This is a genomic window from Pseudomonas sp. GW821-FHT09C09, assembly GCF_059418105.1.
The window spans coordinates 630,422-651,777 of sequence record NZ_JBWKPF010000003.1 but is presented as its reverse complement, the minus strand read 5'-3'; the positions used below and the strand labels follow the sequence as shown (position 1 = coordinate 651,777).

Annotated in this window: 17 protein-coding genes; 8 read left to right on the top strand and 9 right to left on the bottom strand. The window is 61.9% G+C overall.

Annotation, left to right across the window (positions count from 1 at the left end):
- Positions 1–7: 7 nt before the first annotated feature.
- The 7 genes from AC07NR_RS12735 to AC07NR_RS12705 all read right to left on the bottom strand — a co-directional run bounded on the left by AC07NR_RS12735 (position 8) and on the right by AC07NR_RS12705 (position 12,212).
- Positions 8–3,460 carry an alpha/beta fold hydrolase gene (locus AC07NR_RS12735; protein WP_495078678.1) on the bottom strand — a complete coding sequence of 1,151 codons (3,453 nt, stop codon included), beginning with the start codon at positions 3,458–3,460 and terminating at the stop codon, positions 8–10.
- A 985-nt stretch (positions 3,461–4,445) separates the two neighbouring features.
- A complete protein-coding gene (gene etfB / locus AC07NR_RS12730; RefSeq protein WP_495078677.1) occupies positions 4,446–5,216 on the bottom strand; it encodes an electron transfer flavoprotein subunit beta in 771 nt (256 codons plus the stop codon).
- 9 nt (positions 5,217–5,225) lie between these two features.
- Positions 5,226–6,446: an electron transfer flavoprotein subunit alpha gene (gene etfA / locus AC07NR_RS12725; protein WP_495078676.1), complete on the bottom strand. Its 1,221-nt coding sequence runs from the start codon at positions 6,444–6,446 to the stop codon at positions 5,226–5,228.
- Positions 6,446–8,395 carry a dimethylglycine demethylation protein DgcB gene (gene dgcB, locus AC07NR_RS12720; RefSeq protein WP_495078675.1) on the bottom strand — a complete coding sequence of 650 codons (1,950 nt, stop codon included), beginning with the start codon at positions 8,393–8,395 and terminating at the stop codon, positions 6,446–6,448. Before dgcB ends, etfA begins: the two co-directional genes overlap by 1 nt.
- Positions 8,396–8,550: 155 nt before the next feature.
- On the bottom strand, positions 8,551–10,611 hold the full coding sequence (gene dgcA / locus AC07NR_RS12715; protein WP_007959780.1) for a dimethylglycine demethylation protein DgcA: 2,061 nt from the start codon (positions 10,609–10,611) through the stop codon (positions 8,551–8,553).
- 15 nt (positions 10,612–10,626) lie between these two features.
- Entirely contained in the window at positions 10,627–11,157 is a 531-nt protein-coding gene (locus tag AC07NR_RS12710; RefSeq protein ID WP_007926354.1) for a DUF5943 domain-containing protein, read from the bottom strand.
- Positions 11,158–11,234: 77 nt separating this feature from the next.
- Entirely contained in the window at positions 11,235–12,212 is a 978-nt protein-coding gene (locus AC07NR_RS12705) for a dipeptidase (protein ID WP_007959776.1), read from the bottom strand.
- Positions 12,213–12,446: 234 nt separating this feature from the next.
- Between AC07NR_RS12705 and AC07NR_RS12700 the strand changes: the two genes are divergently transcribed.
- The gene (locus AC07NR_RS12700; RefSeq protein WP_085709255.1) at positions 12,447–12,848 is read left to right on the top strand and encodes a lysozyme inhibitor LprI family protein; all 402 of its coding nucleotides are present in this window, start codon (positions 12,447–12,449) and stop codon (positions 12,846–12,848) included.
- 47 nt (positions 12,849–12,895) lie between these two features.
- Complete coding sequence (locus AC07NR_RS12695; protein ID WP_495078674.1) at positions 12,896–13,312, top strand: DUF3010 family protein; 417 nt, start codon at positions 12,896–12,898, stop codon at positions 13,310–13,312.
- A 1-nt stretch (position 13,313) separates the two neighbouring features.
- Here the strand turns inward: AC07NR_RS12695 and AC07NR_RS12690 are convergent, their stop codons facing one another.
- Positions 13,314–14,258, bottom strand: a complete 945-nt coding sequence (locus AC07NR_RS12690; protein WP_085688589.1) for a GlxA family transcriptional regulator — start codon at positions 14,256–14,258, stop codon at positions 13,314–13,316.
- A 192-nt stretch (positions 14,259–14,450) separates the two neighbouring features.
- Here AC07NR_RS12690 and AC07NR_RS12685 point away from each other — a divergent pair, with 192 nt between their 5' ends.
- The 6 genes from AC07NR_RS12685 (at position 14,451) to AC07NR_RS12660 (ending at position 19,886) form a co-directional block, all read left to right on the top strand.
- Positions 14,451–15,395 carry a choline ABC transporter substrate-binding protein gene (locus tag AC07NR_RS12685; protein ID WP_495078673.1) on the top strand — a complete coding sequence of 315 codons (945 nt, stop codon included), beginning with the start codon at positions 14,451–14,453 and terminating at the stop codon, positions 15,393–15,395.
- Between the two features lie 75 nt (positions 15,396–15,470).
- Positions 15,471–16,358: a 3-dehydrocarnitine:acetyl-CoA trimethylamine transferase CdhC gene (cdhC, locus tag AC07NR_RS12680; RefSeq protein WP_011336296.1), complete on the top strand. Its 888-nt coding sequence runs from the start codon at positions 15,471–15,473 to the stop codon at positions 16,356–16,358.
- Positions 16,359–16,499: 141 nt separating this feature from the next.
- Positions 16,500–17,465, top strand: coding sequence for an L-carnitine dehydrogenase (locus AC07NR_RS12675; RefSeq protein ID WP_495078672.1), 966 nt, complete (start codon positions 16,500–16,502; stop codon positions 17,463–17,465).
- Between the two features lie 223 nt (positions 17,466–17,688).
- A complete protein-coding gene (locus tag AC07NR_RS12670) occupies positions 17,689–18,165 on the top strand; it encodes a thioesterase family protein (protein WP_439820214.1) in 477 nt (158 codons plus the stop codon).
- A gap of 24 nt (positions 18,166–18,189) precedes the next feature.
- On the top strand, positions 18,190–19,353 hold the full coding sequence (locus tag AC07NR_RS12665; RefSeq protein WP_495078671.1) for a gamma-butyrobetaine dioxygenase: 1,164 nt from the start codon (positions 18,190–18,192) through the stop codon (positions 19,351–19,353).
- 272 nt (positions 19,354–19,625) lie between these two features.
- A complete protein-coding gene (locus AC07NR_RS12660) occupies positions 19,626–19,886 on the top strand; it encodes a hypothetical protein (RefSeq protein ID WP_085688602.1) in 261 nt (86 codons plus the stop codon).
- Positions 19,887–19,964: 78 nt separating this feature from the next.
- On the opposite strand, the gene gbdR is transcribed toward AC07NR_RS12660, so the two are convergent.
- On the bottom strand, positions 19,965–21,068 hold the full coding sequence (gene gbdR / locus AC07NR_RS12655) for a choline metabolism transcriptional regulator GbdR (protein ID WP_065260190.1): 1,104 nt from the start codon (positions 21,066–21,068) through the stop codon (positions 19,965–19,967).
- Positions 21,069–21,356: the final 288 nt, after the last annotated feature.

Here is a 21,356-nt window from a genome sequence, read left to right as displayed (position 1 = left end):
TCCGAGATCAACCGAGGGCCGTTTTCTCCAGGTGCTCAAGGATGATCGGATACACATCGACCACCGCGTTCTTGCCAAACATGCAATCGATGTGGCCGTAACCCGGCACCACATGCCGGCTATAGCGCTCCGGCCCGTGTTTCTCGCAGACCCGCTGGTAGGTCTTGAGCGTGCTTTCCGGCAGGTAGCACTGGTTTTCCGCGCCGCTGATGAAGCAGATCGGCATGGTCAGCCGGTCGAAGTGCGGCATGTACACATCGTTGCCCTTGAAGTCCACCAGATGCCCTTTGCGCACGATCAGCGCCAGGTGTTCGAAGGTCTCGATGTTCGACTCGCCGAACAGTTCGTGCAGGTTGTCATGCAGCGTCTCGTTGAGGGTGTCGTGGCGGTACAGCGAGGCGTACATGAAGGTGATGCGGTGGCACACCGGGTTGGTGCAATAACCCTGGGCTTCGATCCGGGCGTAGCCGTTGAGGGCCTTGTCGTAGAGGCGGTTGAACCAGTTTTCCTTGCTGTCGGCGTAGGCGGTCATGGATTTGATGCCGATGGCGTCGAGCATCCCCGGCAAGTGCAGACCGGCCTTCAGCCCCGTCGCCGTCGCGACCACCGTGTCGGCGGCGATCTGCGAGCAGACCACCGAACGCACGCCTTGCAGCCCGGCCAGCAACGACATGAAGAAGGTCGTTGCGCCGTAGCAATGCACCACGCACTGCACGTCCTTCGCGCCGGTCTGCTGCTGGATCTGCCCGATGGCAGCCTTGAAGTCGTACTGGGCGATCTGGTCGCCGTTCCATTCCTTTTTGCTCGCCGGCAGCAGGATGCTCACCCGGAAATCCAGCAGCCACACGTCGTAGTCATGTTTGCAGAGAAACTCCAGCAGGTTGGTCTGGATGGTATCGGTGGAGAAAATATTCGAGCCCACACCCAACCCGTGCACCAGCATCACCGGGCCTTTGCTGCCGGCCTGATAGCGGCTCAGGCGCAGTTCCACACCGTCCTCGGTGGGGAAGAAATGCACATCCGGCGTCGGCGCATCCAGCGGCCGTTTCAAGCGTGGCGGTGCGTCGGGGTTGAAGTATTTGTCGCCGGCAAACACCCCGCCGTAACTCTCCCAGAGAATCCCGGCGAAGAACTTGCCGAACCGCGCCAGCCCTTCAATGCGCTCGCGCTCGTTGCGCGCATTGAGGACTTTCATGGTGGTCATCTGCTTGGCGAAATCCGCCGGTTTGATGTGCATCACACCCGAGCCGATGACTTCGCCGGACTTGTCCGGGCCGCGATACAACGTGACGTAGAGGGTGCTGGTGTCATGCCAGATGTTCAGCACGCCGTTGTCTTCCGGCACGGTTTTGAAGGCGCTGAAGAAATAGTCGTTGCCGTCCTCGGCGGTCAGTTTCATGTCGTATTTCATGTGGCGCGTATCGACCTGCTGCTCGAATTGCTCGAACAGGTTGAACACGCCGTTGCTGGCGGTCAGCGGCTGCGGCGACAGCGCCGGGGCGATCACCGTGCCGACGATGGTTGCGGCGTGCTCCGGCTCCTTGATCATCCGGTTGAGGTCGTTGGCGGTGATGGTCAGGGTGAAGTCGATCGGCGAATTGTCTGCCTCGCCACGTTTGGCCGCCGCTTCGTAGACCTTGAGATCGGTGCTCTGCGCAGCGGTGAAGGCCCGGGAGAAGTAGCCCTTCATGGTTTCGGTGAACTGCACGCCGAGGGTTGGCGGCGCAGTCTGTTTACGCGGCGCCGACGGCAGCGTGTAGTCGATCTTCCAGCCCCGGTCGGCGGCCAGCAGACCCATGTTGCGCTCGCTCACGGCGGAGATGGTCAGCAGCGGGTTGACTGCCAATGAGGTCGGAATCACCGCGCCGTCGGTCACGTACAGGTTGGTGTAAACATCGGTGCCACTGGCGCCGCTGAACACCTGGCCCTTGTGATTGACCACGCCTTGCCCGGCGTCTTCACCCATCACGCAACCGCCCAGCGGATGCACCGAAACGATGCTGTGCTTGAGCAGTTTGGTCCAGATCGGGTTCTCGACCCAGATCCCGCCCAAGGCCTTGGTGCTCTGGTACAGCCGTTCGTTGCCGATCTTGAAGTTTTCCTGTTCGCCAACGCCCGGCCAATCGATGCGCAGCTGGTCCTTGTTATCGAGGACCATGCGCCCCTGGCCGCTGTCGTGGCTCATGATCAGGTACGTCTGCATGTTGTGCAGCGCGCCGTAGTACGGGCCGCGCAGGAAGCTTTCGGCTTCGCGCTCCTTGTACTTCACTTTGCCGCTGAAGCTGTCGTCGGTGGGTACGCCGATCATCTCAGCGAACCCGGCCATCGCCGGGACCATCGGCCGCCCGAGGGCGCCGGGGATCGAGCCCTCCTCGATGACCATGCGGCTGCTGCGATCACCCTCGTTGCGCATGTCGATGACCGACGTGATGCACGGGCCGACCGGTTTCATCTCCTTGGCCGAGTGCGTACCGAAACCGATGCCGTTGATGGTCTGCTCGCAGTTGTGGCCGAAGCCGAGGATGTCGCCGTTGCCGCTCATGTTCTCGCCGAGCTGGCCGGACATCGCCAGGCCCTTGTCCCGCGAGCGCAGCAGAATCTCGGTGGAACCAAGAGTGCCGGCGGATACCACGACAATGTCGGCCTTCACGAACAGGGTCGGTGCGTCGAATTTCTCGCGGCCACTGTCGAGGTACTGGAAGTGCACGATCCAGCCATCACCGTCGCGCTCCAGATGCCGTACCTGTGCCTGGCAGAAAATCTCCGCGCCGTGATTGGTGGCGTCCGGCAGATAGTTCATCAGCGTGGTGTTCTTGGCCTTGTTGTTACAGCCTGAAACGCAGTCGCCGCAGTGGTTGCACGGCAGTTGCTCGACGCCGACATGGTTGAGGTTGTTCGGCAGTTTGTCGAAGGTCACGTTGATCGGCGGCTTGTAAAAGTTCGCGCCTTGCTTGAGGAAGTCCGCGGACTTTTTGTTGGCATCGAGCTTGGGCAGGTTCGGTGCGCTGTCCGGATAAGCGTTGGGTTTGAGCATCTCCCGGGCCTTTCTGTAGCCCTCCTTGAGCAAGCCATCCTGGTCCTCACGCACCGCCAATGGCCAGCGTGGATCCTTGAACACATCGGCTGTCGGCTCCAGCGAAACGTTGGCATTGATCAACGACGTGCCACCGAGGCCACAACCGACCACTACGTTCTGCTGCGCGTTGACGTGCAGATCGAACAACCCGGTGCGTGAGCCGATGTGGCCGTCCGGGTCGTGCACCTGCAACTCTTCGGTCGCAGCGATCATGGTGTTGGGATATTCGCCGGGCTGGATTTCCCGACCGCGCTCCAGCAGGCACACCTTTTTACCGGCCCGAGACAGGCGCGAAGCGGCAATGCCGCCGCCGTACCCGGAGCCGATGACGATCACGTCGTAGTGTTCCTTGATGTCGCTGATGGGCGTTGCGATCCGTGTCATGAGGTGGTTCCTCTCTCAGGCAGATGGGGCAACTCTGCGGTTGCCTGCAATCAATGGGCGAACGGGCACCTGGCCCCCGGGTAGGCCCGGCGGCAGTACAGCGGTGTGGCAGGGTTCAGGCGCTATAGACGGGCATGCTGATTGGCGGCACGACGCAAGGTGCGCGTGCGCGGCTTCGGGGCTGACAGCAAGCGGGGATTGAGGGGTGAGCGATGTGGCTGGGTATCCATCACGCGTTCTCCCTGAACCAGATGTGGATAAGTGACGGCGGTCCTTGTGCCATTGGAGTGAAGACAGCGGCCGGATTGAAGTCAAGGCAGGCTCTTAGAACTGTATGAAATCTGATCAATTGCCATTTGGACTATAGCCTGCGGGGCTTGCAGGGTTTGGCGAACAAGTTATCCACATAGCCACCCACAGCAAATGGGGACAACTGTGGATGACCTTGGAAAATAATCGGGGTTTTGTGAAGAAAAACCGTGACTTATTCAGAAGCAGCGATTCCATTAGCGATTGACTGTTTTTTGATCAAATCGCTACAGACAACGGATTACGTGGCTTTCAGAGGATGGCGAACACCTTATCCACAGAAGCGCCAACAGAGTTCGGGGGTAACTTGGCGGGTGCTGTGGAAAAGCGTTGGAGGCGTTGATACATCGGGGTTTTCGCGAGGTTTGGCGAGTTAAAAGACTGAATTGAACGTTTTTTGATCAACCCTTTGAAAGCCACGGTTTATATGGCTTTCAGTGGATAGCGAACATCTTATCCACAGAAGCGCCAACAGAGATTGGGGGCAACTTGGGGAGTTATCCTGGGAAAAAAGCTCGAAAAAACCGCGAGTTAGGCTGGTTGTTTTTTGATCTTCGGGCTGGAGGGCTTGGTTGGCGTGGGGTTCAGGGATGGGCGAACACGTTATCCACAGATCCGCCAACAGGGATTGTGGGTAAAAACCCTCTTCCAAAGGAAGAGGGTCAAATTCAGGACTCTAGCGGACAACACCTTCTTCTATCAGCAGTTTGAGAATAGCTTCGGCACCTGCCTCGGCAGTCACGCCCTTAAGCACTTGCCCACCGCCACCACTGGCCTTGGCCGTCGCCGCTTTCATCCGGTCAGCCCCGCTCTTGGCCTTGATCACCTTCAAGCGTTTCGGCCGGGGCTTGGCCGGTTGCAGGGTCGCGAGCGCAAGCAATTCGTCATCCACCACTTCCACATCTTTTGCCTGGAGAACGCCGCGCCGCGCAGGGCCGTAAGCACTTTGCCGTGGCTTGGGCGCCGCGTTATCCACAGTCGCGAGAAACGGCAGCCGCACCTTCAACCGGCGGCGCTGGCCACGGGGCAACGCTTGCAGCACCAGCGCCGAACCGTCGTTGATCGACTCGACCTGCGCCAGCCCCACCACCAGCGGCCAACCCAGCCCTTCGGCCAGCAGGAACGGCAGCATCCCCGAACCTTCACCGGTTTCCGCCTGACTGCCGGTCAACACCACCTGAGCGCCGGCATCACGCAAATAGTCGGTCAACGCCGGCAACGCATCCGCGCCGGCCGGTTGTTCCAGCACATGCATCTGCTCCAGGCCCATGCCCAGATAAGCGCGCAGTGCAGGTTCGCCAATGTCCCCGGCATGCAGCACTTGCAGGTTATCCCCAGCCAGTTGCAAGCCGAGTTCCACCGCCCGTGCATCCTGTTCGGCACGACGCGGGCGGCCCGAGGTCGGGTGAGCGCCGATTGAAACCAGACTGATGATCTTTGTGCTCATAACCGTTCCTTAAGCCGCATCGCGCTTGGCTTCGTTGCGGTAAGCCTCTACCGCCGCGATCAAGGCCTGGAGAATTTCCGCGCTTTCGCCGATCACCGACAGGTCGGCACGCTTGATCATGTCGCAGCCCGGGTCGAGGTTGATCGCCACCACCTTGTCGCAGGCGCCGATGCCCTGCAGGTGCTGGATCGCCCCGGAAATCCCCACGGCCACGTAAACCCGTGCCGTGACCCAGGTGCCGGACGCGCCGACCTGGCGGTCGCGGGTCATGAAGCCGTCGTCCACGGCCACCCGCGAGGCGCCTTCGGTGGCGCCGAGGGCGGCGGCGGTCTTGTGGAAAAGGTCCCAGTCCTTGACGCCGTTGCCGCCGGAGAAGATGAACTCGGCTTCGGCCATCGGAATCGCCGCCGGATCCACCGCCACCGCCCCCAGATCCTCGATCCGCGACAGGCTGCGCGCCACGGGTGTGGATAACTCCACCGGCAGCGCTTCGTGACGGGATTCGCTGACCGGTTCGGCGCATTCGGCGGACGCCAGTATCAGCCGTGCGACCGGACGGGCAAGATCCTGCAACCCGGCACCGGCACGGCCGATACACTCCTGATCCTTGACCTGCCACACCCGTGTGGCCGGACGCTCGCCCAGTGCAGCGGCAAAGCGCCGACCGAGTTCGCCACCACCGCTGCGACTGTCCGGCATAAGCCAGTGGCGCGGGTTGAACTGGTTATCCACAGCCCGCAGGCCCTGGATGCGTTGCTCCGGTGCATAACCGCTGAATTCTTCCCCCTCCAACACCAGCAAGCGGTCAACGCCCGCCGTGGCAAAAGCATTTTCCTTGTGCTCGCCGAACACCACGGCAAGCACCGCGCCGTCGCTGCCGGCCAGTTGATGTGCCAGGCCGAGCAGGTCGCGGTCGTGGCTGCTCAAACGGCCACCGACCATGTCCGGCACCACGCTGATGTAGAACGCCGGGGCCGGCACCTGATGCAGCGGCAATTGCACTTCCACCGCTGCCGAACGCTTGACCGCCCCGCCCTGCTGGGCGCCGCTGCGGTCGATACGTTTGATGCCGTTCGGCCCGATGAAACCGATGCCGTGCAGGTTCTTGCGGATGATCCCGTTGGGGCCCATCCAGCTGTGTTGCGCCGGTTGCATGGCCGCGTGCAGCGGATGTAGGCGGTTACGTGCGATCCATTCGGCGCGAGGGTCGCGGCGGATAATGTCGCTCATCAGTGGGCCTCCGCAGGTTCACGTTTGGCGGGGGTGGCAGGCTTGTTCGGCGCAGCGTCTTCGAGCAGCGCGTCGGCCACCAGTTCAGCGATGTCCTTGATCAATGGACGCGGTTCGACCACACCTTCGAGCATCGCCGTGCACTGTGGACAACCCACCGCCACCAGTTCGGCGCCGGTCTCGCGAATGTCTTCCATGCGCATGTCGGGGATCCGCTGCTTGCCCGGAATGTCGGTGATCGGCGCCCCGCCACCGCCGCCGCAGCAGCGCGAACGGAAGCCGGAACGTTGCATCTCTTTCACCTCGATCCCGAGGGCTCGCAGCACTTCGCGCGGCGCCTCGTACTCGCCGTTGTAGCGGCCGAGGTAGCACGGATCGTGATAGGTCACGCTGTTGCCTTTGTGCTGACCGAGGTTCAGCGCGCCGGCCTGGATGATTTCCGCCAGATAAGTGCTGTGATGCTGCACGAAGTAGTTGCCGTCGAACGCGCCGTACTCGTTTTTCAGCACATGGAAACTGTGCGGATCGCAGGTGACGATGCGGTTGAAGCTGTATTTGGCCAGGGTCTGGATATTGCGTTTGGCGAGCAACTGGAAAGTCGCTTCATCACCCAGACGTCGGGCCACGTCGCCGCTGTCGCGCTCTTCCAGCCCCAGCACCGCGAAGTCGACCTTGGCCGCTTTCAGCACTTTGACGAAAGCGCGCAAGGTGCGCTGGTTGCGCATGTCGAAGGCGCCGTCGCCGACCCAGAACAGCACGTCGGTGGACTTCTTCTCGCTGAGCAGGTTGAGGTTCAGGTCCGCCGCCCAGTTCATCCGCCCGCCCGGAGCGAAACCGCCAGGGTTGTCGGTGGCGATCAGGTTTTCCAGGACTTCGGCGCCCTTGTTCGGGGTCGCGCCTTTTTCCAGGGTCAGGTGACGACGCATGTCGACGATGGCATCGACGTGCTCGATCATCATCGGGCATTCCTCGACGCAGGCACGGCAGGTGGTGCACGACCACAGGGTCTCGGCGTCCACTAGACCGTTGACGATCGGTTGATGCGGATTGCCTGAGTGTTCTCCTACGGGCTTGCCGGGATAGGGGCTGCCGGCGAATTGGGCATCAGTGCCGCCGGCGAGGCCGACGACCATGTCCTGAATCAGTTTTTTCGGGTTCAGTGGCTGGCCGGCGGCGAACGCCGGGCACGCTGCTTCGCACTTGCCGCACTGCACGCAGGCGTCGAAACCGAGCAACTGGTTCCAGGTGAAATCCTTGGGCTTTTCCACGCCCAGCGGCGCGGTCGGATCATTCAGATCCAGCGGTTTCAAACCGGTGGAACGGCCACCACCAAAACGTTCGGCGCGGCGGTGCCAGGCCAGGTGCAACGCACCGGCGAAGGCGTGCTTCATCGGGCCGCCCCAGGTCATGCCGAAGAACAGCTCCGACACGCCCCACAACACACCAAGTCCGAGAATCGCTGCCAGCACCCAGCCGCCGAAGTTCTCCGGCAGGATCCCCGCCACCGGCAAGGTCACCAGGAAGAACGACGCCGAGAACGCCAGCAGGCTTTTCGGCAGGCGCATCCACGGGCCTTTCGACAGCCGCGACGGCGGGTTGAGCCGACGCCGGTAAACGAAGATCGCCCCGACGAACATCACCGCTGTCATCAGCAGCAACGCGTAGCCGAGGATGCGGTTATGCAGGCCGAAACCGTGGACCAGAATCGCCAGCACGATGGAGGCAACTGCACCACCCGCCGTGGCGACGTGGGTGTTGGCGATGTATTTGTCCCGCGCCACCACGTGGTGCAGATCGACCATGTAACGCTTGGGCATGGCGAACAGGCCGCCGATCAGATCGACCTTCGAGGCCCGGCCCCGACGCCACATGGCCACCCGCCGCAACGCCCCCAGCACCGCGAGGGCCAGGGCTGCGAACAACAGGATTGGAAGAAGGGTGTTCAACATGGTGAAGCTCCCACCAGTACAGCCTGGAGAAACACGTTCGGCGTGTTCCTGTGGGAGCGAGCTTGCTCGCGAAAGCGCCGGGTCAGTCGATGCAGCGGTGACTGACAGAATGCATTCGCGGGCAAGCCCGCTCCCACAGGGTCATGTGCAAACCTTTAGAAGTCTTTGCACAACCGCAGGGCGTCATAGATCGCAGCATGAGTATTACGCTGCGCCACGCAGTCACCGATGCGGAACAGCAGGTAACCGTCGCCATTGCTGCTCAACGAAGGTTGCGGCTGGATCGCGAACAGCGCCTCGACATCGATCTGGCCCTTGTTGCGCGAGCCGTCCTTGAGGGCGTAGTAGATTTCTTCATCCGGACGCACGCCGTTCTCGACGACCACCTGATCCACCACCCGCTCTTCTTTGGCGCCGGTGTATTCGTTCTCCAGCACGGCGACGAGTTTGTCGCCTTCGCGGTAGACCTTCTCCAGCATCATGTCGCCGGTCATGATCACTTCTTTCGGGTACATGCTGCGGTAGTAGGTCGGGAACGACGTACCGCCGATGGCCACGCCCGGCTTGATGTCGTCGGTGACGATCTCGACCTGGCTGCCCTTGTCGGCGAGGAAGTCCGCCACCGACATCCCGGTGAACTCGCAAATGGTGTCGTAGACCAGCACGTTCTTGCCCGGCGCGACCTTGCCGTCGAGCACGTCCCAGCTGCTGACCACCAGCCCTTCGGCGGCGCCCCAGTGTTCGTTCTGCTCCAGATACGGATGCCCGCCAACGGCCAGCACCACGATGTCCGGACGCAGGTCCATGATGGTGTCGGCATCTGCGGCAGTGCCCAGACGCAGGTCGACTTTCAGCCGCGCCAGCTCCAGCTGGAACCAGCGGGTGATACCGGCAATCTGGTCACGCTGCGGCGCTTTCGAGGCGGTAGTGATCTGGCCGCCGATGAATTCTTTCTTCTCGAACAGGGTCACGTCGTGGCCACGTTCGGCCGCCACACGGGCAGCTTCCATCCCCGCCGGGCCGGCACCGACGATTACCACTTTGCGTTTCGGTCCGGTGGATTTCTCGATGATGTGCGGCACGCCCATGTATTCACGGGAGGTCGCGGCGTTCTGGATGCACAGCACATCCAGCCCCTGATACTGGCGGTCGATGCAGTAGTTGGCGCCGACGCACTGCTTGATCTGGTCGATCTGGCCCATCTTGATCTTGGCGATCAGGTGCGGGTCGGCGATGTGGGCGCGGGTCATGCCGACCATGTCGACGTAACCGCCCTCCAGAATCCGCGTGGCCTGGTTCGGGTCCTTGATGTTCTGCGCGTGCAGCACCGGAACCTTGACCACTTCCTTGATCCCGGCCGCCAGGTGCAGGAACGGCTCCGGCGGGTAACTCATGTTCGGAATCACGTTGGCCAAGGTGTTGTGGGTGTCGCAACCCGAGCCGACGACGCCGATGAAATCGAGCATGCCGGTGTCGTCGTAATACTTGGCGATCTGCTTCATGTCTTCGTGGGACAGACCGTCGGGGTGGAACTCGTCACCGCAGATGCGCATGCCGACGCAGAAGTCGTCACCGACCTCGGCACGCACCGCTTTCAACACTTCCAGGCCGAACTTCATCCGGCCTTCAAAGGTGCCACCCCATTCGTCGGTCCGCTTGTTGACGCGCGGGCTCCAGAACTGGTCGATCATGTGCTGGTGCACGGCCGACAATTCAACGCCGTCCAGGCCGCCGGCCTTGGCGCGGCGCGCCGCTTGCGCGTAGTTGCCGATCACCCGCCAGATTTCTTCCGGCTCGATGGTTTTGCAGGTGGCGCGGTGCACCGGTTCGCGGATGCCCGACGGCGACATCAGGGTCGGCCAGTGGAAACCGTCCCAACGGGAACGACGGCCCATGTGGGTAATCTGGATCATGATCTTCGCGCCATGCTTGTGCATGGCGTCGGCGAGATTCTGGAAGTGCGGGATGATCCGGTCGGTGGACAGGTTCACCGAACTCCACCATTGCTGCGGGCTGTCGATCGCCACCACGGACGAACCGCCACAGATCGCCAGGCCGATGCCGCCCTTGGCTTTCTCTTCGTAGTATTTGACGTACCGCTCGGTGGTCATGCCGCCGTCGGTCGCGTAGACCTCAGCGTGCGCGGTGCTGAGCACGCGGTTGCGGATGGTCAGTTTGCCAATTTGAATTGGCTGAAACATTGCTTCGAAAGCCATGGCGGGATCCTCGACTTACAATGGCTTGACGGTGAACAGGCCGTCGTCGTGGCCTTCTTCGGAGCCACCGTAGACCTGCTCGGCCACGGTGCGGATCTTGCTGCCGCGAGCGGCGAGGATCTGGTCCATGGCACCGGCAAACCAGCCGGTGAACATGTAGTCGACCTTGCGCCCGACCTTGCCGTAGACGTAGACGAACGCCGAGTGTTCGAGCTTGACGCTGGCGGTGCCTTTGTCGAGGTCGATGTCCTGGATCTTGAACAGGCCCCAGCCGCGCTGCGACAGGCGCTTCATGTAGTGCTCGAACACCGCGACGCCTTCCAGGCCGTGGCACTCGGCTTCTTTTTCACACCAGTGCCAGGCGGATTTGTAGCCGGCCTTGTAGAGGATCTCGGCGTAGGCGTCGGCGCCCAGCACTTCCTCGATGCCCATGTGGTTGTTGACGAAGAAATGCCGTGGCACATACAGCATCGGCAGGGCGTCGGAGGTCCAGACACCGGTCTCGCTGTCGACTTCGATTGGCAATTGCGGGGCGATCTTGGCCATGGAAACTTAACTCCAGAAAAATTTGGGTGTTGCCCCCGGCGCGGACGGCCGGGGGAAAGTATTCGGGAAGCGGCGGCTTATTCGCCCCAGACGTCTTTCAAGACGTTGACCCAGTTTTCGCCCATGATCTTGCGCACGACTCGCTCGGAGTGGCCGCGTTTGAGCAGGGTTTCGGTCAGGTTCGGGAACTCGCCGACGGTGCGAATGCCCAGCGGGTTGATGATCTTGCCGAAGTTGGTCAGACGGCGGGCGTAGCCCTTGTCGTGGGTCAGGTATTCGAAGAAGTCCTGACCGTGACCCTGGGTGAAATCGGTGCCGATGCCGATGGCGTCTTCGCCGACGATGTTCATGGTGTATTCGATCGCTTCGGCGTAATCGTCGATGGTCGAATCGATGCCTTTGGCGAGGAACGGCGCGAACATGGTCACGCCGACGAAACCGCCGTGGTCGGCAATGAACTTAAGCTCTTCATCGGATTTGTTGCGCGGGTGCTCTTTCAGCCCCGACGGCAGGCAGTGGGAATAGCAGACCGGTTTCTTCGATTCGAGGATGACTTCCTCGGAAGTCTTGGAGCCGACGTGGGACAGGTCGCACATGACGCCGACGCGGTTCATCTCGGCGACGATCTCGCGACCGAAGCCCGACAGGCCGCCGTCACGTTCGTAGCAACCGGTGCCCACCAGGTTCTGGGTGTTGTAGCACATCTGCACGATGCCGACGCCGAGCTGCTTGAACACCTCGACATAGCCGATCTGGTCTTCGAACGCATGGGCGTTCTGGAAGCCGAAGAGGATGCCGGTCTTGCCCTGCTCCTTGGCCTTGCGGATGTCGGCGGTGGTGCGGACGGGGATCACCAGGTCGCTGTTTTCGCGGATCAGTTTCTGGCTGGCAGCGATGTTGTTGACCGTGGCCTGAAAGCCCTCCCACACCGACACGGTGCAGTTGGCCGCCGTCAGACCGCCCTTGCGCATGTCTTCGAACAGCTCGCGGTTCCATTTGGCAATGATCAGACCGTCGATAACGATGCTGTCGGCGTGTAATTCGGCTGGGCTCATCAGGCGTCCCCTTATTGGCGATTCATGCGCCGAATCGTCTGCCGGCGCTTTGGGGCCAGCATATGCCTCGGTGCGCGACCAGCCGGGTGCAAAAACGACAGGGGAATTGCCGAAAGCGTCAATCCGCGACAAAGCGTCGCCAACCGGTCCGACCAGCCACCTGTTCAAGCCCGCGAGCTTGAGCCAGAATCTGCCGCATCTCGGAAACACCACTGGATTAGAGCGGCGACATCAATGAAATCGATCTTCCTGGCTTTGGCCCTGATTGCGACCGGCGTACACGCCGCCGAAGAGTCCGACAACAACCCGTGCGACGCGGTGGAAAACGACGTCCAGACCCTGGAATGCTCGACCTACAGTCGCACCACCGCCGAAGACCTGCTCAAGGACAACTACAAAAGCCTGAACGAGCGCATGCAGGCGACCTACGGCAAGAACCCGGCGCAACTGGCCGACATCACCGCCAAACTCAAGACCGCCCAGCAACAATGGCTGAAAACCCGCGACGCCGACTGCGCCGTCGAAGCCTTCCCGGCGACGGACGGCAGCAAGGCGTTCAAGATTGCGCAGAATGACTGCGTGGCGCGGATGAGTGACGAGCGGTCGGAGTTTTTGGAGTCGATAGGTCAGGAGTGAGGGCTTGAGCTGTAAGCTGCACCTCTTCAGCCAATCAAGGGATTCACATGAATATCTGCGGTATCGAAATCAAAGGCAGTGAAGCGATCATCGCCGTGGCCTCCCTCGACGGTTCGGCGCGGAGCCATGTTGTCTTGAGCACCAAGAAAATCGCGCTGGACGATGACGACGAGGCGGCCAACGTCAAAGTATTTGCCGCGCAGGTAGCATCGTTCGTGCGGGAAAACGCCATTGATCGCATCGCGATCAAGAAGCGCAGCAAGAAGGGTGAGTTTGCCGGCGGGCCGACCACGTTCAAGATCGAGGGCGTGTTTCAGTTGCTGGACGGTTGCGAGGTGACATTGCTGTCGCCGCAGACGATCAATGCCCAGGCCAAGAAGCACAACTTTGAGCTGCCGGGCACGCTGAACAAGTATCAGCATGAGGCTTACAAAGCGGCCTGCTCGGCTTTGATGAAGAAGTAACTCAGGCCTGAGCAGTACGCCGATCTTCCCGTGGACACCGGGCAAACTTCGCCCGGTAGCTGCGGGTGAAATACGACGGTGATTCAAACCCGCAGGCAATGCTGACTTCCAGCACGCTCATGTCGGTCTGGCGCAACAGCTGCCGGGCCTTCTCCAGTCTCAAGCGCAGATAGAAATTGCTCGGCGTGTCGTTCAGGTGCAGGCGGAACAGGCGCTCCAGTTGCCGCCGCGTCACCTTGATCGACTCCGCCAGCTCCAGGGTGGTCAGCGGCGGTTCGCTGTGCTGCTCCATCTCGCCGATCACATGCACCAGCTTCTTGTTGCTGATGCCGTAACGCGTGGCGACTTCCATGCGCTGGTGGTCCTTGCGCGGACGAATCCTGCCCAATACAAACTGCTCGCTGACCTGGATCGCCAGTTGCGGGCCGTGGGCCTGGGCGATCAGGTCGAGCATCAGGTCGATGGAAGCGGTACCGCCGGCGGAGGTGATGCGCCGACGATCGATCTCGAACAGCTCCTGGGTGACGCTGAGCTGTGGATAGGATTCCTTGAAGGCGTCGATGGCTTCCCAGTGCAGGGTCAGGCGATGACCATCGAGCAGGCCCGCTTCGGCAAGGACGAAGCTGCCGGTGTCGATGGCGCCGAGGGTCACGCCTTCGTTGTCCAGCCGTCGCAGCCAGTGCTCCAGCGCCGGGGTGGCGAATTTCAGCGGCTCGAACCCGGCGACCACCAGCAGCGTCGCCCCTTTCTTCAGCGGCTCCAGCGCCGCATCGGCGTTGACCGACATCCCGTTGCTCGCCAGCACCGCCCCGCCATCGGCACTCAAGACGTGCCAGCGATACAGCTCGCCGCGAAAGCGGTTGGCCACCCGCAGCGGTTCGATCGCAGAGATGAAACCGATGGCGGAAAAACCCGGCATCAACAGAAAGTAAAAATCCTGGGACATGGTGCGCACTCGGTCAGCGGGTAGCGTGCAACGTTGATACGCCGTTTGCCGTCGGCGTTCAAGAGCACAGGTCGCTACAGTGCAAGAGCCAGTCGCCGCAGTGCGTTTTCACAGGGGCATTGCTGCGTAACTTGGCATCACCGGCGCGACAGACGCCGGGACCCACAATAACGACCTGCCGAGGAACCCGACATGAAACGACTGATCAGCAGCTGTGTTCTCGCACTCAGCGGTACCGCGTTTTTAAGCGCCAGTGTCATGGCGGCCGAACCTGCGTCGTGCCAGAACGTGCGAATGGGCGTGGTGAACTGGACCGACGTGATCGCCACCAGCGCCATGACCCAGGTTCTGCTCGACGGCCTCGGCTACAGCACCAAACAGACCAGCGCCTCCCAGCAAATTATTTTCGCCGGCATCCGCGACCAGCGTCTGGACCTGTTCCTCGGCTACTGGAACCCGCTGATGACCCAGACCATCACCCCGTTCGTCGACGCCAATCAGGTCAAGGTTCTTCCGGCGCCGAGCCTGAAAGATGCCCGCGCCACCCTCGCCGTGCCGACCTATCTGGCGGACAAGGGCCTGAAAACCTTCGCCGACATCGCCAGGTTCGAGAAAGAACTGGGCGGCAAGATCTACGGCATCGAGCCAGGCTCGGGTGCCAACACCCAGATCAAGGCGATGATTGCCAAGAATCAATTTGGCCTCGGCAAGTTCCAGCTCGTGGAATCGAGTGAGGCCGGCATGCTCGCCGCCGTCGACCGCGCCGTGCGCCGCAAGGAAGCCGTGGTGTTCTTCGGCTGGGCGCCGCACCCGATGAACGTCAATGTGCAGATGACTTATCTGACCGGCAGCGACGACGCCCTCGGCCCGAACGAAGGCATGGCCACCGTGTGGACCGTCACCGCGCCGAAATACGCCGAACAATGCCCGAACGTCGGCCGCCTGCTGAGCAACCTGACGTTCACCGCCGAAGACGAGAGCCGGATGATGCAGCCGCTGCTCGATCACAAGGACGCTTTCGAATCGGCCAAGCAATGGCTCAAGGATCACCCGCAGGACAAACAGCGCTGGCTCGAAGGCGTCACCACTTTCGATGGCAAACCGGCGGCTGAAAACCTCCAGCTCACCAGCAAATAAACCGCAACGAACGAACCACTTCGCAGCCCGCCCCGGGCTGCGGACAGACCCATCACGCCTGAAGGAAAACGCACCATGAACCACGACGTCATCATCACCTGCGCACTCACCGGTGCTGGCGACACGACCGCCAAGAGCCCTCATGTGCCGGTCACCCCGAAACAGATCGCCGCAGCCGCGGTGGAAGCGGCCAAGGCCGGCGCCACGGTCGTGCACTGCCACGTCCGCGACCCGCAGACCGGCAAGTTCAGTCGTGACGTGGCGCTGTACCGCGAAGTCATGGAGCGCATCCGCGAAGCCGACGTCGACATCATCGTCAACCTCACCGCCGGCATGGGTGGCGACCTGGAAATCGGCCCGGGCGAGAACCCGATGGAGTTCGGCCCGAACACCGATCTGGTCGGCCCGCTGACCCGTCTGGCCCACGTCGAAGAGCTGCTGCCGGAAATCTGCACGCTGGATTGCGGCACCCTGAACTTCGGCGACGGCGACACCATTTACGTCTCCACCCCGGCGCAACTGCGCGCCGGCGCCAAGCGCATCACCGAATTGGGCGTGAAGGCGGAGCTGGAGATTTTCGACACCGGTCACCTGTGGTTCGCCAAACAGATGATCAAGGAAGGCCTGCTCGACAACCCGCTGTTCCAGCTGTGCCTGGGCATCCCGTGGGGCGCGCCGGCCGACACCACCACCATGAAAGCCATGGTCGACAACCTCCCCGCCGACGCCGTGTGGGCCGGCTTCGGCATCGGCCGGATGCAGATGCCGATGGCCGCACAAGCGGTGCTGCTTGGCGGCAACGTGCGGGTCGGTCTGGAAGATAACCTGTGGCTGGACAAAGGCGTGCTGGCGACCAACGGCCAACTGGTCGAACGCGCCAGCGAGATCCTCAGCCGCCTCGGCGCCCGGGTGCTGACCCCGGCGGAAGGTCGCAAGAAGATGGGCCTGACCCAGCGCGGCTGACGGCCACACATCAAACCCTGTGGGAGCGAGCTTGCTCGCGAAGAGGCCGGTACATCCGAAGCATCTTCATCAGCAGTGCCGCCGCTTTCGCGAGCAAGCTCGCTCCCACAGGGAATCACCGAATTCTCCTAGGAAATCACCATGAGCTTTATCACCGAAATCAAAACCTTCGCAGCACTGGGCAGCGGCGTCATCGGCAGCGGCTGGGTCGCCCGCGCCCTCGCCCATGGCCTCGACGTGGTGGCCTGGGACCCGGCGCCGGGTGCCGAAGCGGCCCTGCGCAAACGCGTGGCCAATGCCTGGGACGCGCTGGAGAAAAACGGCCTGGCGCCGGGTGCTTCGCAGGATCGCCTGCGTTTTGTGACGACCATTGAAGAGTGCGTGCGCGATGCGGATTTCATCCAGGAAAGCGCCCCGGAACGCCTTGAACTGAAACTGGAGCTGCACAGCAAGATCAGCGCGGCGGCCAAGCCGAATGCGCTGATCGGTTCCAGCACTTCCGGCCTGTTGCCAAGCGAGTTTTACGAGAGCTCGACCCACCCGGAACGTTGCGTGGTCGGTCACCCGTTCAACCCGGTTTACCTGTTGCCGCTGGTGGAAGTGGTCGGCGGCAAGAACACCGCGCCGGAAGCGGTTCAAGCGGCGATGAAAGTCTACGAATCCCTCGGCATGCGCCCGCTGCATGTGCGCAAGGAAGTGCCGGGCTTCATCGCCGACCGCCTACTCGAAGCGCTGTGGCGCGAGGCGCTGCACCTGGTCAACGACGGTGTGGCGACCACCGGTGAAATCGACGATGCGATCCGCTTTGGCGCCGGCCTGCGCTGGTCGTTCATGGGTACGTTTTTGACTTACACCCTGGCCGGTGGCGATGCCGGCATGCGCCACTTCATGTCGCAGTTCGGACCGGCGTTGCAGTTGCCGTGGACGTATCTGCCGGCACCGGAACTGACCGACAAATTGATCGACGATGTGGTGGATGGCACCAGCGATCAACTGGGGCGGCACAGTATTTCAGCGCTGGAGCGCTATCGTGATGATTGTTTGCTGGCGGTGCTTGAGGCGGTGAAGACCACCAAAGAAAAGCATGGAATGAGTTTCAGCGAGTGATGTGTCTGGCTTGAGACCGCTGCCCTCACCCTAGCCCTCTCCCAGTGGGAGAGGGGACTGACCGAGGTGAATGTACGAGCTACACCGACCTGAACGACCGAGCCGAACACAAGCTTTGAAAAGCCCCCGATCTGCTCCCTTTCCCCTCTCCCCCTTGGGGAGAGGGCTGGGGTGAGGGGTGGCTTTTGATCTTGATGACCATTCAACTGCCGGAACCAACATCATGCCCACCCTCACCACCTACCAGACCCGCATCATCCCCGACTGGGTCGACTACAACGGCCACCTGCGCGACGCCTTCTATCTGTTGATCTTCAGCTACGCCACCGACGCCCTGATGGACCGCCTCGGCATGGACAGCAATAACCGCGAAGCCAGCGGTAACTCACTGTTCACCCTCGAACTGCACCTCAACTATCTGCACGAAGTGAAGCTCGACGCCGAAGTCGAAGTGCGCACGCAGATCATCGGTCACGACCAGAAACGCCTGCACCTCTATCACAGCCTGCACCTGGCCGGCGGTGACAAGGAACTGGCCGGCAACGAACAGATGCTGCTCCACGTCGACCTCGCCGGGCCGCGTTCCGCACCGTTTACCCCGGACACCTTGGGCCGCCTGCAAGCCATCGTCGCCGAGCAGGCCGACCTTCCCGCCCCGGCTTACATCGGCCGGGTCATCGCCCTGCCCCCAGCCCGGTAAATCCATCCATCGCAAGGAGCCGTCATGCAAACCGCCGCCGCAGTTGCCGATTTCCGTACTTATCCGTTGATCAGCGCGCTGAACGGCGTGCAGAACCTGGCGGATCGTGTCCTGATCGAATGGGCCGACGGGCGCGTCAGCCCGTTTCACCACGTGTGGTTGCGGGACAACTGCCCGTGTCCGCAGTGCGTCTACAGCGTTACCCGTGAGCAAGTGTTCGAGATTGTCGATGCGGCGCCGGATCTTTCGCCTGCCGCCGCGCATATCGACACCGATGGCTGCCTGCGCATCGACTGGCAGGACGGCCACCTGAGTCGCTTCGATGCAGGCTGGTTGCGGGCCCACGCCTATGACGAAGAATCCCGTGCCGAGCGCCTCGCCACCAAGCCGAAACCTTTCCTGTGGCACAGCGATTTGCAGTTGCCGGTGTTCGACTATTCAGCGCTGATGAACGACAACGCCGCACTGCTGCAATGGTTGCTGGCGGTACGCGACATCGGCCTGACCCAGGTCCGCGGCGTGCCCACCGAACCCGGCTCGCTGAAGCTGATCGCCCAGCGCATTTCGTTCATTCGCGAGAGCAATTTCGGCGTCCTGTTCAACGTGCAATCCAAGGCCGACGCCGACAGCAATGCCTACACCGCATTCAACCTGCCATTGCACACCGACCTGCCGACCCGCGAGCTGCAACCGGGGCTGCAATTTCTGCATTGCCTGGTGAACGACGCCGAGGGTGGCGAGAGTATTTTCGTCGACGGTTTTGCGATTGCCGAAGCGTTGCGCCAGGAAGATCCCGCGTCGTTCAAGGCGCTGTGCGAGATCCCGGTGGAGTTTCGCAACAAGGACCGCCACAGCGACTATCGCTGCCTCGCGCCGATCATTGCCCTGGATGCGCTAGGCCGGGTTGCGGAAATCCGCATGGCCAACTTTCTGCGCGGTGCATTCGACACGTCCGTGGAGCAAATGCCGCTGCTGTATCGAGCCTATCGGCGCTTCATCGCCATGACCCGCGAGCCGCGTTTCCGGGTGATGCAGCGGCTCAATCCCGGCGAGTTGTGGTGCTTCGACAACCGCCGCACCCTGCATGCGCGCAACGCCTTCGACCCGACCACCGGGGCCCGGCATTTTCAGGGCTGCTACATCGACCGGGACGAGTTGCTGTCACGGATTCTGGTGTTGCAGCGCTAGACCGCGCCAGCGTTATTGCAGGCAAAAAAAGCCCCGATACAAGCCGTGACAGGATCGGGGCGAGGGTACTGTTGAGGAGCTGCCATGCCGAGGGTGACCAAACCTTCGTGAAGCGAGCTGGGTCCAGTGTGCCCACTCCCCTGGCCGGCGAGTTAGCCGAAAACGACATGCTCATAGCCAATGTGGACACTGCGACAAATCGCCCTTGCCGTGCCTGTACAGGCCTACCAGAATCGAGTCACGACCTCCGTTGCCAAAGAAGGATTCGCGTCATGATGTATGCCGATTTGATCGATCAGGAAGACCTGTTGGGCCAACTCAAGTCGTTGGGATTCGAAGTACCGTCAGGCTCCACGGCCCAGCAGGCCTGCGAGTGCGCCGTGCGCGGTCTGGACGATGTGCGGGCCAACACGCTGCGCACCATGGTCAAGCAGATGTACACCAGCAGCGCGAGCATCCAGCCGATCGTGCGTGAAGCCATCGACAAGCAGTTGCTGCCGGCCCTGGCGCAGTATCAACAGACCCGCGCCTGATACCTGACCGAAGAAAAAGATCGCAGTCTGCGACAGTGCCTTTCCTGAAGGCGCTGTCGCAGGCTGCGATCTTTCGTTTTAGAGACGCACGCTGGCGAAGGTCGACTCGTTGCGCGCCTGGCTCAGCGCCGACATCGGCCCGGACAGCGGCGACATCACGATGGCCTGCGGCAGCGGCAGCATCGCCACCTGCTGGGTGGTGTTGGAACCGACGCGCTCGTCACGCGGCGGAATGCCGAAGTATTCGCGGTAGCACTTGGAGAAGTGCGGCGTTGACACGAAGCCGCAGACCGACGCCACTTCGATGATCGACATCGGCGTCTGCTTGAGCAGTTGCCGGGCACGGATCAAACGCAGCTTGAGGTAGTAACGCGACGGCGAGCAGTGCAGGTATTTCTGGAACAGACGCTCGAGCTGGCGACGGGACACGGCGACGTACACCGCCAGTTCGTCGAGGTCGATCGGCTCTTCCAGGTTGGCTTCCATCAGCGCGACGATTTCCTGCAGTTTCGGCTGGTTGGTGCCGAGCATGTGCTTGAGCGGCACGCGCTGGTGATCCTGCTCGTTGCGGATACGCTCGTAGACGAACATTTCCGAGATCGCGGCGGACAGTTCACGGCCGTGATCGCGGCTGATCAGGTGCAGCATCATGTCCAGCGGCGCAGTGCCGCCGGAGCTGGTGAAACGGTTGCGGTCGAGGGTGAACAGACGGGTGCTCATCGCCACGCGCGGGAAAGCTTCCTGCATCGCTGCCAGACATTCCCAGTGCACGCTGCAATCGAAGCCGTCGAGCAGACCGGCGCAGGCCAGGGCCCAACTGCCGGTGCACACGGCGCCGAGGCGACGGGACTGGCGCGCCTGACTTTGCAGCCACGAGACGTGTTCACGGGTAACGGTGCGTTGAATGCCGATCCCGCCGCACACGATGATGGTGTCGAGGGCCGGGGCTTTGTGCATGGAGGCGTCGGGGGTGATCTGCAGACCGTCACTGGCCCAGACCTGGCCACCGTCGACGGTGAGGGTGGTCCAGCGATACAGCTCGCGACCGGACAACTGGTTGGCCATGCGCAGCGGTTCGACTGCGGAAGCCAGGGAAATCAGCGTGAAATTGTCCAGCAGCAGAAAGCCGATGGATTGAGGCGCACGGTTCTGGGGTTGAGCCCCGGAGTTGAACGACGTCATCGCGGTATCTCCTCACACAAAGCAGGTGATGGCCTCAGGCGGAGGCTCTTGTTATTGCCATCGTTCTCTTGCGTGAGACGGGGCTTTGTTATGACAGAGCAATTGCCATGCCTAAAATTGAATGGCTGTTCAATAACTCCTGAAAACGACGTCGCGACGCGTCTATACAAGCCGTCCGACGAAAGGTTGTTCGAAGTGCCATCAGCGGCGGTGAAAGCCCTGCCCCGGCGTGCGTGAGCAGATCGGTAGCACTTGTGGGAACAGGGCTGCGGGGGATTGTCCTACAGT

Bases quoted from the DNA above. Each gene is read 5' to 3' on its own strand.
- AC07NR_RS12735 (WP_495078678.1), bottom strand. From the start codon at position 3,460: ATGACACGGATCGCAACGCCCATCAGCGACATCAAGGAACACTACGAC.
- etfB (WP_495078677.1), bottom strand. From the start codon at position 5,216: ATGAGCACAAAGATCATCAGTCTGGTTTCAATCGGCGCTCACCCGACC.
- etfA (WP_495078676.1), bottom strand. From the start codon at position 6,446: ATGAGCGACATTATCCGCCGCGACCCTCGCGCCGAATGGATCGCACGT.
- dgcB (WP_495078675.1), bottom strand. From the start codon at position 8,395: ATGTTGAACACCCTTCTTCCAATCCTGTTGTTCGCAGCCCTGGCCCTC.
- dgcA (WP_007959780.1), bottom strand. From the start codon at position 10,611: ATGGCTTTCGAAGCAATGTTTCAGCCAATTCAAATTGGCAAACTGACC.
- AC07NR_RS12710 (WP_007926354.1), bottom strand. From the start codon at position 11,157: ATGGCCAAGATCGCCCCGCAATTGCCAATCGAAGTCGACAGCGAGACC.
- AC07NR_RS12705 (WP_007959776.1), bottom strand. From the start codon at position 12,212: ATGAGCCCAGCCGAATTACACGCCGACAGCATCGTTATCGACGGTCTG.
- AC07NR_RS12700 (WP_085709255.1), top strand. From the start codon at position 12,447: ATGAAATCGATCTTCCTGGCTTTGGCCCTGATTGCGACCGGCGTACAC.
- AC07NR_RS12695 (WP_495078674.1), top strand. From the start codon at position 12,896: ATGAATATCTGCGGTATCGAAATCAAAGGCAGTGAAGCGATCATCGCC.
- AC07NR_RS12690 (WP_085688589.1), bottom strand. From the start codon at position 14,258: ATGTCCCAGGATTTTTACTTTCTGTTGATGCCGGGTTTTTCCGCCATC.
- AC07NR_RS12685 (WP_495078673.1), top strand. From the start codon at position 14,451: ATGAAACGACTGATCAGCAGCTGTGTTCTCGCACTCAGCGGTACCGCG.
- cdhC (WP_011336296.1), top strand. From the start codon at position 15,471: ATGAACCACGACGTCATCATCACCTGCGCACTCACCGGTGCTGGCGAC.
- AC07NR_RS12675 (WP_495078672.1), top strand. From the start codon at position 16,500: ATGAGCTTTATCACCGAAATCAAAACCTTCGCAGCACTGGGCAGCGGC.
- AC07NR_RS12670 (WP_439820214.1), top strand. From the start codon at position 17,689: ATGCCCACCCTCACCACCTACCAGACCCGCATCATCCCCGACTGGGTC.
- AC07NR_RS12665 (WP_495078671.1), top strand. From the start codon at position 18,190: ATGCAAACCGCCGCCGCAGTTGCCGATTTCCGTACTTATCCGTTGATC.
- AC07NR_RS12660 (WP_085688602.1), top strand. From the start codon at position 19,626: ATGATGTATGCCGATTTGATCGATCAGGAAGACCTGTTGGGCCAACTC.
- gbdR (WP_065260190.1), bottom strand. From the start codon at position 21,068: ATGACGTCGTTCAACTCCGGGGCTCAACCCCAGAACCGTGCGCCTCAA.